We start from the raw sequence: 12,401 nt of genomic DNA, 5'->3' as shown, positions 1-12,401 counted from the left end.
CGTTTTAACACATATAATATATGAAAAAGTATCTACCTCTTGCTGCTTCCGCACTGCTTCTTGCTGCCTGCAGCGAAAAACCGGGTTACGAAATAACCGGTACAGTATCAAACGCCGATCTGAATGGAAAGTATGTATACCTCTATGAGTACGGAAATCCGGATGTCCCACCTTTGGACAGTGCATTAGTGGAAAACAACACTTTCAGATTTCAAGGGACACAAGAGGGTTCGCTGCTTGCTACTCTTCAGTTCTCGACGGATGTTGTTCCCGAAGAACGTGGCAAACCCAATTTGTTTAAAACAACCTTCACCCTTGAAAACGGAAAAATCATCGCCAACCTCGATACATTCTCTGTTGTGACCGGAACACCGGCCAATGATGCAGAAAAGGCATTGAAAGATGAGATCGCTCCGATTTATGATGAAATGGGTAAACTGGGGGATGCAATCCGTTCTGAAGATAAAGATATAGCCAAAGCCGCTGAAAAGAAGTATGACGAATTCAGTGAAAAGATCACACGGGCAATCTGTAACTATATCCTGGCCCATATGGATCAAAAAATGTCTGCTAAATATACGTTTGACAACCGTTACAATCTGAGTGAGGAACAACAGAGTGAAATCATCGCACAGGCTGACTCAACTTTCAAGGCATTCCCGGGTATCGACAAAATGATGAGCCGCCTCGAAATACTGAAAAATGTAGCTGTCGGCAAACAGTTCGTAGATTTCGAAATGGCTGATCCTAAAGGTGAAGTTCACAAACTGTCTGAATTTGTAGGTAATGGCAAAGTTGTCCTGATCGACTTCTGGGCCTCCTGGTGTCCTCCTTGCCGTAAAGAAACACCGCATTTAGTCGAACTATACAAACAATACAAGAATAAAGGTTTTGAAATCGTTGGTATTTCATTGGATAGTAAAGCCGATGCATGGGCAAAAGGTGTAAAAGACCTGAACATTACCTGGATACAACTATCTGACCTGAAAGGCTGGCAAAATGCAGGTGCCGCTCTATACGGAGTAAACAGCATTCCTCATACAGTTCTGGTCGACAAAGACGGAACAATCATCGCCAAGAACATTCACGGAGAGGATATAGATATTAAGCTGCAGGAAGTTATTAAATAAAAAGTTACGATATGCCTGCCCAAATAACCCTCGACTGGAAAAAAGATTCAGTCTTTGAGACACAGATGGATGGCCATACGGTAACAATCGACACCAGCAAAGAAGACGGCGGCACCGGTTCAGGTGTCCGCCCGAAAGCTTTAATGCTGGTTGCTATGGCCGGTTGCAGCGGATTAGATGTAGTCTCTCTTTTCAAAAAAATGAGAGTCCGCTTCGAGAAATTGTCGATCGACGTCAAAGCAGAGACATCCGATACCATCCCTATGCTCTATACAGCATTCGACGTAACATATCATGTTACAGGAAACGCCGACGACAGCGCCCGGATAGGAAAAGCGATCCGCCTCTCACAGGAAAAATACTGCGGTGTAGCGCTTATGATGAAAAAGATAGACCCTATCACTTACCGGATACTGCTTAACGGTACCGAACTTAATATTCAGCCAACCGAGAAATAACGAACTTTCCGTCTTGCATGGCTGAATTAAAAATTTTATCTTTGTGCGGTCTTTTAGAAAGCGATATTACATAGAAATTAGCAAAAAGTTTTATTATCACTTTAATATAATAAATTAGCGATTATGATTTATTCACATGAAGTTCAACACATGTGTGTTGTAAAGAAGGGAGCCAACCATCCTTGTGCTCCGATTCCTGAAGAAGGAAAATGGGTTAGATCTACTCAGATCACTGACATCTCAGGTTTGACTCATGGTGTGGGTTGGTGTGCTCCTCAGCAAGGTGCATGTAAACTGACACTGAACGTAAAGGAAGGAATCATTCAGGAAGCTCTGGTTGAAACAATCGGTTGCTCTGGTATGACTCACTCTGCTGCGATGGCATCAGAAATCCTTCCGGGCAAAACTCTTTTGGAAGCATTGAACACTGACCTTGTTTGCGACGCTATCAATACAGCTATGCGCGAATTATTCCTGCAGATCGTTTACGGACGTACACAGTCTGCTTTCTCTGAAGGAGGTCTGCCTATCGGAGCTGGTCTGGAAGACTTAGGAAAAGGTCTGCGTAGCCAGGTTGGTACTATGTTCGGTACTTTGGCTAAAGGTACTCGTTACCTGGAAATGGCAGAAGGTTACTGTACCCGTATGGCATTAGACGCTGACGATCAGGTAATCGGATATGAATTCATCCACCTGGGTAAATTCATGGAAATGGTAAAGAAAGGTATCGATGCTAACGAAGCATTAGAAAAAGCTAAGGGTTCTTACGGTCGTTTCAAAGAAGCTGTAAAATATATCGATCCTCGTAATGAATAAGAAAACACTGACACGCGTCCTGATCGGGCTAATTATCATAACTGTTATCGCGACGGTAATCACCTACTTCGTCATGAAGCCGGACCGTCCCTGGATGGCATTTTATATGGCCTGTTGCGGCGGTGTACTTGTTTTCAACTTTCTAATATCTTTATTCCTGGTAAATAAGAATTTAAAAAAGTAAAAATAATATGGCTTTATTTGAAAGTTACGACCGTCGTATCGATCATATCAACGCGGTTTTAAAAGAATATGGTATCAACGGTATCGAAGATGCAAAAGCTATCTGCGACGCTAAAGGTATCGATCCTTATACAATGTGTAAGGAAACTCAACCTATCTGTTTCGAAAATGCTGCATGGGCTTACGTTGTAGGTGCTGCTATCGCTATCAAGAAAGGTTGCACAAGCGCTGCTGACGCTGCCGAAGCTATCGGTATCGGTCTGCAGGCATTCTGTATCGCAGGTTCTGTTGCCGACGACCGTAAGGTTGGTATCGGCCACGGTAACCTGGGTGCACGTCTGCTTCGCGAAGAAACAAAATGTTTCGCATTCCTGGCAGGTCACGAATCTTTCGCTGCTGCTGAAGGTGCTATCAAGATCGCTGAAATGGCAAACAAAGTTCGTAAAGAACCGTTGCGTGTTATCCTGAACGGTCTGGGTAAAGATGCTGCTATGATCATTTCCCGTATCAACGGCTTTACTTATGTTCAGACTCAGTTCGACTATGCAACAGGTGCTTTGAACGTGATTAAAGAAACTCCGTATTCAGAAGGTCTTCGTGCAAAAGTAAAATGCTACGGTTGCGACGACGTTCGTGAAGGTGTTGCTGTAATGCGTGCTGAAGGTGTTGACGTATCTATCACAGGTAACTCAACTAACCCGACTCGTTTCCAACACCCGGTAGCCGGTACATACAAGAAAGAATGTATGGAAAATGGCCATAACTACTTCTCTGTTGCTTCAGGTGGTGGTACAGGCCGTACTCTGCACCCGGATAACATGGCTGCAGGTCCTGCTTCTTACGGTATGACAGACACAATGGGCCGTATGCACGGTGACGCTCAGTTCGCTGGTTCTTCATCAGTTCCTGCTCACGTAGAAATGATGGGATTCCTGGGTATGGGTAACAACCCGATGGTAGGTGCTACTGTTGCTGTAGCTGTTGCTATCGAGGAAGCGATGAAGAAGTAATCTGATAAATTACTTATATATGAACTCCTGCAATCTTTGGGTTGCGGGAGTTTTTTGTTTATGGAAATAACTTATATACTTCTCCTTTTTGGCTAATAAAAAAATACTTCTTATTTGATTTCTTCAATTGAACATGTATCTTTGTGGAAAACAATACCAATAAAGAATACCATAATGAACAATATGAAATTTTTGATGCAGTTCCCAATAATGTGCTTTATGGTATTGATGACAAGCTATATTTCATTGACACACAAATAAGATTGAAATAAACATTTTACCACAAAAGTCACTCTCTCACAAAAGTTGGAGAAATAAATATTCAAATTATTATCTTCGTCCTCCATTTCTTCCACCGGAATTTGTACGGCTGTTTGTTGTTCTTTTATTTTCCGTACGGTTGCTTGAACCGGAATTGGACGGGCGGGTTACTTCTGCCGGTTTTGTCTGAGGGCGGGTTGTTGTCGGACGGCTACTCTCAGGACGACTCGATTCGGGGCGACTCGGTCTGTTTGATTCGGGACGACTCGGACGATTCGATTCAGGACGGTTGGAACCCGGGCGATTGGGACGGTTCGGATGACTAGGATGATGATCCGGCGGATAAATATAGATAGGCCGTCCATAATCAGGAAATACCATTGGAGGGGCTACAGGCGGAATGTAAGTTACATCATCATACAAATATTCATACCCTGTCAGATAGTTATCCCAAAATTCCAGCGCATACACCTCATTACGGGCTGTCCGGTATTCCAGCACTTCTTGTATATAACCATCTTTCTTGTTGACAGCCAAGACCCGGTCAGGAGCCCCCATCAGGTTCTCCACCTCAGCGACAGTCATACCAGTAGTCAGCATACCTAAGTCTAGATATTTGTATGCTCCGCAAGCCACTAACAAGAAAGAGGTCAATAGGATCAAACTTATTTTCTTCATCTTTATTCTGAAATTAGAGACTCCAGATATTCGATAAATTCGGAAGTCATCCAATTCCCGTCAAAGGCTTCACCATTGACAAAGAAAGTCGGAGTTCCTTCCACTTTATTTTCCAATCCGGAATCATAATCATCTTTTACTTTTTGGTAGAAACGGTCTTTACCGAAATCCGTTTCAAACTCAGCAGTGTTTATTCCCAGTTTCCTGGCATATTCCAACAGGTAATAATCATCCAACGCATTCTGATTTTCAAAAAGAAGATCATGCATCTCCCAAAACTTACCGTCGGAAGCCGCTATCTCCGCAGCAATAGCGGCATGCAAAGCGTGCGGATGCAATTCCGTAAGCGGGAAATTACGGAAAACGAATTTAACCTTGTTCCCGAATTTCTTCTGTATATCCTTTACTATATAATATGCTTTCCTGCAATAAGGACACTGATAGTCTGCATACTCAATTAATTCTATCGGTGCATTGACCGGACCTTGAACATGATCGTTCTTATTTACTTCCAAATACATATCTGTTACTATATTGATTTCTAAATAATAACACCACAGGTATTTCTTTTGTTGTTCATATTAGTACTTCATTAACTGAATTGATTTTGTTTTTTATCTATCTTCGCATCTATGAAACGAGGTACAGCTGATTTGCCATTACATTACGGAACAGTCCCGCCCTGGCTGGCTCAACGTATGAGTTTGCTAGGAGGAGCCATTGCCGAAGCAATTATTATCGAATATGGTCGTCCGGCCTTATTACGACGGCTTAGTGATCCTTTCTGGTTCCAGTCGTTAGGATGTGTATTGGGTATGGACTGGCATTCGTCAGGTATTACGACATCCGTCATGAATGCCCTGAGAAAAGCGATCAATTACAGGTCGGAAGAACTGGGCGTTTATATTTGCGGAGGAAGGGGTAAATTTTCAAGAGAAACACCTAATCAACTCCTGGAAGTAGCCGATAAAACCGGATTGAACGGAAATGAACTGGTAAGATGCAGCAAACTGGCGGCCAAAGTCGATAATACAGCCGTTCAAGATGGTTTTCAACTTTATCTACATACGTTTATCGTCACCAAAGAGGGCGACTGGTCTGTCATACAACAAGGCATGAACCCGAATGAGCGTATGGCCCGGCGTTATCACTGGCTGTCGTCTTCGCTTCGTTCGTTTATGGAGGAGCCTCATACTTCCGTTTGTGGCAGAAACCAGGGATTGATACTCAACTTGACGGATAAGCTGGCCGCTCCTACTAAAGAGGGGATCGTCGAACTGACAAAAGAGACGCCCGACAAGCTGATGCGTGAAGTTTCTATCATTCTCCCTAATCATCATGAGGTAAGAGAGGAAGATGTTAACCTGAAACGCCTAGGGGCTGCACTATTGTTAGCTCATGAGACAAATGTGTCCGACATGGAATCATTGCTTTTACTGGAAGGTGTCGGGCCACGTACACTGCAATCGCTCACATTGGTCAGCGAAGTGATACACGGTACTCCATCCCGCTTCTCTGATCCAGCCCGTTTTTCATTCGCACACGGGGGAAAAGACGGACATCCGTTTCCTGTCCCGACAAGTGTTTATGATGAGACGGTTGAAGTATTCGACAAAGCCATACGACAGGCTCGTCTCGGGGATAAAGAGAAATCGGATGCTTTGAAGAATCTATCCAAGATATCACAGGAAATAGAAAAAGGATATACGCCAAGCAAATATTTTGATGATTGGGTACAGCACGAACGGGATACGTCTTATAAATATGGTGGAAAGACTGTTTTTGGTGATGCTAAAAAACCTGTAAAGAAAGAGGATAAGGGAAAGGGAGGAATACAGCTCAGTTTATGGGATTAAAAAATCAAATATTGTCAAAAGTGAACTATCTTGTCCCCATATCGGGCACGGGAATGGGATAGCCCAACCTTTATACCAAACAGTAGTTAATTTACTAATTATCAATAACTTTACATAAACAACCAACCAAAGAGCCCAAATCTCGTTTTAAACGAGCGAAAACTCGTTTTAAATGAGCTTACAGTCCGTTTTAAACGAAAAAAAACTCGCTTTAAACGAAGTGAGGGTTCGTTTAAAACGAGTTTTTAGGGAATCTATACCTATCGTCGCACCAACATATATTTATACGCCGTCTCCGAACAATCCTGGATAAACAAGGTATCGCCGTTTATAGACAACGGATAAGCCGGATTGGTAGCATAGAAGACATCCATCAGATAAGCATCGTATCCTGCGCCTGTATCAGCTTTTCGCCAGTTCAAATCACCGGGTTCGTCTTTGCCGTCTTCTGACCAGATGTATTTATCGCCGTCAAATGTGATGAAAGTATTTTCGAACTCACAAAGCTGGCCGGTATTCTGACCGCTGATCAATTCCCATTTCCCATCAACAAATTCTTTGATCTCGGGAAGCGATTTATCAAAGAGAGTCGCCCGAAGCGTTGTCTGGGATTCAATTTTGTCCGACGCTCCTCCCTGTCCAGACTTGCCTTTACAACCGCTTGTGCCGATCAGGCAAAAGCTAACAACTACCATAATGAAAATACTTTTCACACTCTTCATATCCGGTCTTATTTACAATGTTCTTTTATCAGTCTTTCTGCTAACGGATCCCCCAGTTCTTTTGCCTTGTTCAATGCTTCGCAGGCTTCCGCTTTCTTTTCCATACGCACATAACAGATACCTTTCAGACGATAACAAGCAGCAAAATCCGGAGCCACCTTCAAAGCCGCGTCAATACATGTCAGCGCTTCCGTATAATTTTTCAAACGAACATATACAGACGCTTCTTCTGCACGGTAATCAGGAATATCCGGACTGAGGCGAACAGCTTCTTTGATATCGGCCAGTGCACCATCCATATCTCCGGCACGGAACTTTGCCTGCTCGCGATAGAAATAGAAATCACTACCCACACTGCCGTTCATTGCCTTATAATACAAATTGTAATCTTCTATTGCTTCGGCATACTGTGACAAACGAAGCTTCCAGTCTATCCGTTCCAAAATATACTGACCGGCTTCAGAAGTAAGAGGTAACCCGCACTTTTCTACAGCACCGTCCAACAGGGCAATTACATCGCCGATATTGAATCCGGGTGTATTTTCTTTAGCCTTAGCCGCCCAATAGTAAGAAGTAGGCGATGCCAGGTCACTGTTGTTTACGATCATGTATTCATTATAAGCCTGGTCATATTCTTTCAGGAAGAAATGAATATCTCCCGCTAACTGATGATAAACAGGAAGATCCTCTTCACCGATAGCTTTCTGAATAGTCTCCATAGCAGACTGTACCGTCCACGCCGGGTCAGTCAAAGTCGTATCCGTGACAGCTACGCTATAGATCAGTTTCGCCTGGTTGTAATAAACATCCCCTTTTTTATCACTGTATTTGGAGGCTGTTCCAATATCATCCAACGCCAGTTTCAGAAATTTTTCCTGTTCGGCCGGAGTAGAAGCCAGCTCGGCACGCCGTCCGGCATAATGGCTGGCACGGTTCAGATAACCGTCTGCCGAATTCGGGAAAGTCGCGATAAAATCGTTCAATGTTTCCAAATATGTTTTGGCATCCTGTGTACTGCTTTTCAGGAACAAAGCAACCTGAGCCTGTTCCACATCTGCCGGCCACGCTTTCTTTATAGCTATACTATTATATACGGAATTTAGAAAATCGGTAGAAGTTATAGCCAAATTGTTCACATAAGATGCTGAAACAGCATACGATATATCCTTCTTTCCGGAAGCGTCCGCCTGCGCCAAACCGAAAACCTCTCCCTCGGCATTCAATATCGGAGAATTTACGTGGGCGTCTTCCAACGGAATGGATAATTTGTAGTAACTATACGGATCTTTCAGCTTGCTCACTTCCGTGATCGTTCCCTGTTCGAAACTGACTTTCTTTTCTGTTGTATAAGGCAACAAATAGGCAACTGCCCCTACTGCCAGCGGATCTGCTACTACAGGTAAGAACTGAACTTTCTTAGGCGTTTCCGCTTTTACCTTTATGACATCATACAACTCGTCTGCACCGACAATATGTGTAACCGGATAAGTTTTTCCTTCCATGTCCGTCACCGTAGCCTTCTCCGCCCCTTCGAACAGTTCATAGGCGGTGAGAACATCTCCCGTTTCGGAAACAAAGATACCTGTCCCCGAAGTCAGTTTAGTTCCGTCTTTTCCGTATGTAGTGATTAAAACAACGGCCTTTTTACTTTTTTCCATCCATTTAGGAGCGGCGTTCTTCTGTGCAGTTGCCGGTAATAAGTGGCAACAAATTAAAATAAGTAGTAATAGTGTTTGTTTCATTTCTTTTCTCATGTTATCAGATATGCCGACAAATGTAATACTTTATTGTCTTTGTACATATTGTCTGCGTATAAATTTATCGTCAGCTACTGTTATAGTTCTGTTTAAGTAGCTGACGATTGACACATAGCGTATCATTGGCACTTTCAATGATATGCTTTCCTTATATTATAGCGATAAGCTAAACATGCTAACCCAAAATATACTGCGCATTGAATCCACAAAGTAACATACTCCGTATGAATCTCAGCCATAGAAGCTCCCATCGAATTCAATTTGACATACGCCAGGGTTGCCGGGGCAGCCGGGATCAGGAAATGCGATAATTTCCAGTACCAGGGCATCAGTTCCAAAGGATAAGATACACCGGAAAGGAAAATCAATCCTACGGAGAAAAAGGCGATCATCAACAAAGGAGCATCCGAATCAGTAAAGAAAACGGAAGCCGCCAAGCCAAAGAAGCTGGTCGCCATCAGGAATGGGATGAGCAACATGGTGATATTCAACACATCCCCTATATCCGGCAGGTCGAAGATCAACGGGATCAATCCCAACAGGAATAGCGAAAAGATAGCATATAGCATCATATAGACAAACGTCTTTCCGGTCACCAATCTTGCCGCCTGCCCGAACGAAGGACGATTTCCCTGCAACAGCCGGAATTGACGTTCTTCCCCGCTGACCATTCCGATCACCATCAATAACGTCTGGAACATAATGACGATCAGCACGGCAGGTATCAGGTACGTTCCGTACCCCTCCGTATAATTGTACAAAGCAGTCCCAGCCACATTAATCGGTTGGGTAACCGAAAGTTGTGCCGCATCCTTGCTTGGAAGAAAGACTATCATCTCAGGACGGAAACGATCGTTGAGTGCCAGCATCGAACCTGCCGACGCTTCCTGTATCGACAGATAATAAAGGAAAGCACTGGTCGTTTCATACATGATAAAGATCGATTCGTCACCACGCGAAACCCGATCGGTAAAGTCGTAGGGCAAATACAGGATACCGGCAGCCTCATCACGTTTCATCAGTTCCTGCGCCTGAGGGAAATCCTCTCCGGTGGCTATCACATCGACCTGGGGCGTTGCATTCAGCAGGCGGATATATTCGCGGCTCAACTCCGTTTTCGAATTATCCACCACTACGACAGGTACATTACGCACCACGTCGGGAGCATACATATAATTATATAGCAGACCGTACATGAATATACCTCCCATCAGCACGAGAACGATGGCAAAGCTACCGGAAATGGTCTTGAACTCATTCAGGATGATGGAAGATATATTACTCAGACCTGCTTTTATGTTATTTGATGTTTTCATACTTATGACTTAAAATTGCTCTTTTTAAATGCGGCACCATCAGGAACGCTACCAGGATGAAACAGAATAAGGCACTGAAATTCCACCAGGTATAGGCAAACCCATAGTCGCCGTACAAAAGATTCTGATTGATCTCCACAAAATGACGTACCGGAAATAGGAACGAAGTGTAATAAACCGGAGCATACATAGATGGGGCCGGAAAGGTTACGCCCGACAAGGTTGCCCCTAACGATCCGACCATCGACACAATACTGATAATGATACTGATTGCCGGAAAGAGGGAAAAAAGGAATACAGCCAAAGCCTGCGAAGCAATCACAAACAGGATCGAAGTCAGATTCAAAGGCCAGAATCCGCACGAGAAAGGAATATTCATTATACCGAACATGACATAATTTCCCAGGATACTCATCAGGGAAAAGATAATCGTATAAGGAAGTAATTTCCCAAAAAGAGCCGTTACCATGTTCATCCTTGCCGTTGCCAGCCATTCATCGCCGGTACGGAACTTTATTTCACTTCCCACGGCATAGACTGTCGTAAGCAAAATGATCACCTGGAAGAAAATAAAGAAGAACGGATTACTCAGATACACTGAATAATCCAAATCCGGATTGAACAACGGATGGTTCTGTGCCTGGATAGGAACCAGGAAAGTGGATACCTCTTTCTGACTGATCCCCATAGCGGTCGCCTGCACCACGATCGGAACCATTGAAAACGTGCGCAGCAGACTTTCAAAAGCTCCCCGGACCTCTCCACCGACACTTAGCAATGCATAATGATAGTAATAAGATAAAGTAGCCTGCCTCCCACCCGTCACATCTTCTTCAAAACGGTTCGGGATAACCAGATAGCCATATATTTCTTTGGCTTGTGTCGCTTTCCGGGCTGTTTCGGCATCTGCATAATGATGTGTGACACGGAAAGTCGGGACAGCTTCGACCTGACGGGTCAATTCACGGGATAAAGCAGTCTGGTCCTGATCGACAATACCTACCGGAATGTTCTCCATCTGCCCGTTACCGAAGATCGTAGACATAAAAAAGATACAAAACAGCGGCAACACGATGCAGACTCCGAAATAAAGCCTGCGTGAAACCATCCGGCGTAGCTCGCGTTGAACAACGCGAGCCAATGGAGAATTGAAAATTGAGAATTGAAAATTCTTCATGCTCATCATGCTTAATTTTCAATTTTCAATTCTCCATTTTCAATTCGCACCAGCACCGACATGCCCGGACGCAATCCGTCAACCGGTTTTACCGGAAGGGCGTGTATCTCGAAGGTTCTCAAATCATAGCTGCCTGTCTGCTTGGTCGATTTCCAAGTGGCAAAACTACCCAGAGGACTGACGTAGTTGATCTTGAACTCAATATCGTTTGTGGCAATTGCCGGGACATCGGCACGGAAAGTTCCGCCCATCTTAAACAAAGGCAAGCGGTCTTCGCGAACATTCAGTACCACATGCACATCATCCATGACCACCAGATTCATGATCGGCATACCTGCACCGACCAGCTCTCCGCGTTTCGGGAAGATGGTCGATATCTGACCGGATTCGGGAGCCACCAGGCGGGCATCCTGCAGAAGGGCTTCCACTTCATTAACGGTTCCCTGAGCGGCAGTTACCAGTGAGCGGGCGCTTTCCTTATCTTGTATCTGCGCACCGTCAAGAGCCATCTCATATTGGCTATGGCAGGCACGTTCGTTCGCTACGGCAGCATTGTAAAGGGCTTCCACTTCGTCTTTTCGCTGGGAAGTGACTACGCTGTCTTTATAAAGGGCCTGGATGCGGTCGTAGGTCGTTTTAGCCAGTTGCAAGTCTGATTTTGCTTTGTTCCAGAGTTGTTCGACAGTGGCGATGATTTGTTTGCGGGTACCGTCGTCTATCTTTTGATGCTGGTATTTGGCAATATCTTCGAGGGCATTTACCTGCTGGTATTTAGCCTGTGCTTCGGGGCTGTTAATGATAACAAGCGTATCGCCCGCTTTCACGTTTTGTCCTTCTTTTACGAGGAACGTATCTATTCTACCGGGCAACTTGCCGGAGATTCGTATTTCGGTTGCTTCAATCTGTCCCTGCAGGATAACCGGCTTCTTTTTCAGCAACAGCATGCCGACGGCAGATATGATTATTACGGCGATCAGCACCACAACAAAGGAGATCGTCAGGTATTTTTTAGTCTTGTCCATAATTATTATTTGTGT

The 12,401-nt window shown here is 44.2% G+C and carries 13 protein-coding genes and 1 pseudogene; 7 read left to right on the top strand and 7 right to left on the bottom strand.

Features of this window, described 5'->3' with window-relative positions; genetic code table 11:
• Positions 1 to 20: 20 nt before the first annotated feature.
• From P3L47_RS12965 to P3L47_RS23895, 6 genes and pseudogenes are all read left to right on the top strand, one after another.
• The gene (locus tag P3L47_RS12965; protein ID WP_277781040.1) at positions 21 to 1,130 is read left to right on the top strand and encodes a TlpA disulfide reductase family protein; all 1,110 of its coding nucleotides are present in this window, start codon (positions 21 to 23) and stop codon (positions 1,128 to 1,130) included.
• Between the two features lie 11 nt (positions 1,131 to 1,141).
• The gene (locus P3L47_RS12960; RefSeq protein WP_277781039.1) at positions 1,142 to 1,588 is read left to right on the top strand and encodes an OsmC family protein; all 447 of its coding nucleotides are present in this window, start codon (positions 1,142 to 1,144) and stop codon (positions 1,586 to 1,588) included.
• A gap of 123 nt (positions 1,589 to 1,711) precedes the next feature.
• On the top strand, positions 1,712 to 2,404 hold the full coding sequence (locus P3L47_RS12955; protein WP_122360554.1) for an iron-sulfur cluster assembly scaffold protein: 693 nt from the start codon (positions 1,712 to 1,714) through the stop codon (positions 2,402 to 2,404).
• Entirely contained in the window at positions 2,397 to 2,588 is a 192-nt protein-coding gene (locus P3L47_RS12950) for a hypothetical protein (RefSeq protein ID WP_129734696.1), read from the top strand. The genes P3L47_RS12955 and P3L47_RS12950 overlap by 8 nt, the downstream gene beginning before the upstream one ends.
• Before the next feature lie 7 nt (positions 2,589 to 2,595).
• On the top strand, positions 2,596 to 3,597 hold the full coding sequence (locus P3L47_RS12945; protein WP_122360556.1) for a GGGtGRT protein: 1,002 nt from the start codon (positions 2,596 to 2,598) through the stop codon (positions 3,595 to 3,597).
• A 164-nt stretch (positions 3,598 to 3,761) separates the two neighbouring features.
• Positions 3,762 to 3,869 (top strand): annotated as a pseudogene (locus tag P3L47_RS23895) (putative polyvalent protein kinase domain-containing protein); the annotation flags it as partial.
• A gap of 58 nt (positions 3,870 to 3,927) precedes the next feature.
• Here P3L47_RS23895 and P3L47_RS12940 read toward each other — a convergent pair.
• Both P3L47_RS12940 and P3L47_RS12935 read right to left on the bottom strand, forming a co-directional pair.
• Positions 3,928 to 4,536, bottom strand: a complete 609-nt coding sequence (locus P3L47_RS12940) for a hypothetical protein (RefSeq protein WP_122360557.1) — start codon at positions 4,534 to 4,536, stop codon at positions 3,928 to 3,930.
• Positions 4,537 to 4,538: 2 nt separating this feature from the next.
• Positions 4,539 to 5,057 carry a DsbA family protein gene (locus P3L47_RS12935; RefSeq protein ID WP_277781038.1) on the bottom strand — a complete coding sequence of 173 codons (519 nt, stop codon included), beginning with the start codon at positions 5,055 to 5,057 and terminating at the stop codon, positions 4,539 to 4,541.
• A 111-nt stretch (positions 5,058 to 5,168) separates the two neighbouring features.
• Between P3L47_RS12935 and P3L47_RS12930 the strand changes: the two genes are divergently transcribed.
• Positions 5,169 to 6,392: a DUF763 domain-containing protein gene (locus tag P3L47_RS12930; protein ID WP_122360559.1), complete on the top strand. Its 1,224-nt coding sequence runs from the start codon at positions 5,169 to 5,171 to the stop codon at positions 6,390 to 6,392.
• 260 nt (positions 6,393 to 6,652) lie between these two features.
• Here P3L47_RS12930 and P3L47_RS12925 read toward each other — a convergent pair whose 3' ends face one another.
• The 5 genes from P3L47_RS12925 to P3L47_RS12905 form a co-directional block, all read right to left on the bottom strand.
• The gene (locus P3L47_RS12925; protein WP_277781037.1) at positions 6,653 to 7,114 is read right to left on the bottom strand and encodes a hypothetical protein; all 462 of its coding nucleotides are present in this window, start codon (positions 7,112 to 7,114) and stop codon (positions 6,653 to 6,655) included.
• An 8-nt stretch (positions 7,115 to 7,122) separates the two neighbouring features.
• Positions 7,123 to 8,856 (bottom strand): serine protease, encoded by a 1,734-nt coding sequence (locus P3L47_RS12920; RefSeq protein ID WP_277781036.1) that lies wholly within the window; start codon positions 8,854 to 8,856, stop codon positions 7,123 to 7,125.
• A 146-nt stretch (positions 8,857 to 9,002) separates the two neighbouring features.
• Positions 9,003 to 10,187: an ABC transporter permease gene (locus tag P3L47_RS12915; protein ID WP_277781035.1), complete on the bottom strand. Its 1,185-nt coding sequence runs from the start codon at positions 10,185 to 10,187 to the stop codon at positions 9,003 to 9,005.
• Positions 10,171 to 11,364, bottom strand: coding sequence for an ABC transporter permease (locus tag P3L47_RS12910; RefSeq protein WP_277781034.1), 1,194 nt, complete (start codon positions 11,362 to 11,364; stop codon positions 10,171 to 10,173). The genes P3L47_RS12915 and P3L47_RS12910 overlap by 17 nt, the downstream gene beginning before the upstream one ends.
• An 11-nt stretch (positions 11,365 to 11,375) precedes the next feature.
• The gene (locus P3L47_RS12905; protein WP_277781033.1) at positions 11,376 to 12,386 is read right to left on the bottom strand and encodes an HlyD family secretion protein; all 1,011 of its coding nucleotides are present in this window, start codon (positions 12,384 to 12,386) and stop codon (positions 11,376 to 11,378) included.
• Positions 12,387 to 12,401 lie beyond the last annotated feature (15 nt).

The sequence above is a fragment of the Parabacteroides chongii genome (genome assembly GCF_029581355.1).
Taxonomy (GTDB): domain Bacteria; phylum Bacteroidota; class Bacteroidia; order Bacteroidales; family Tannerellaceae; genus Parabacteroides; species Parabacteroides chongii.
Note: the sequence above shows the minus strand (reverse complement) of the source record. Positions and strands in the feature narration are given on the sequence as shown.